Source organism: Micromonospora sp. NPDC049051 (assembly GCF_043197575.1).
In the GTDB taxonomy this organism is placed as follows: Bacteria; Actinomycetota; Actinomycetes; order Mycobacteriales; family Micromonosporaceae; genus Micromonospora.
On sequence record NZ_JBICTL010000030.1, the window covers coordinates 1 to 1,006 of the forward strand.

General features: G+C 65.8%; 1 protein-coding gene. It reads right to left on the bottom strand.

What is annotated here, in order from left to right:
* A partial coding sequence (locus ACGFIR_RS31615) for a beta-ketoacyl reductase (RefSeq protein ID WP_393008891.1) occupies positions 1-977 on the bottom strand: 977 nt, incomplete at its 3' end.
* Positions 978-1,006 lie beyond the last annotated feature (29 nt).

Genomic DNA, 1,006 nt, shown 5'->3' on the forward strand with positions numbered 1-1,006 from the left:
GCCTGTGCTTCGGGGATTTCGGTGAACAACCGGGACGGACGCAACGCCGTAAACGACGACACAAACCGATCCCACCGCACATCCGCCACCACCACCTGACACTCACCACCCACCAACACACCCTCCAACCCCACCACCGCCAACTCCGGATCCATCCCCGGCAAACCACGCCGACTCAACTGCTCACCCGCCACCCCCACCGCCATACCCGCCTCAGCCCACGGCCCCCACGCCACCGACGACCCCACCAACCCACGAGCCCGCCGCGACACCACCAACCCATCCACAAACGCATTCGCCGCCGCATACCCCACCTGCCCCGCCGAACCCCACACCCCCGCAATCGACGAAAACACCACAAACGCATCCAAATCCAAACCCGCAGTCAACTCATCCAACACCACCGCACCACCAACCTTCGCCCGCAACACCTCCTCCAACTCACCCACACCCACCTCACCCAACCCCGACAACTGCGCCACACCCGCCGCATGCACCACCGCCCGCAACCGCTCACCCCGCGCCACCAAATCCCCCAACAACCCCGCCACCGCACCACGATCCGCCACATCACACGCCACCACCGACACCCGCACACCCAACCCCTCCAACCGCCCCACCACATCCCCCACACCCGACGCACCACCACCACTACGACTCACCAACACCACATGCTCCGCACCCACACCCGCCGCCCACAACGCCACCCGCACACCCAACGCACCCGTACCACCCGTCACCAACACCGTCCCCGACAACCCAAAACCACCCGAACCACCACGACCACCAGCACGCACAGGCGAACCCGCACGCACCAACCGCCGCACAAACACCCCCGAACCCCGCAACGCCACCTGATCCTCACCACCAGACGACGACAACACCCCACACAACAACCCCCACACACCACCACCACCCAACAACCCCGGCAAATCCACCAAACCACCCCACCGCAACGGCAACTCCAAACCCACCACCCGACCCAAACCCCACACCGCAGCACCCG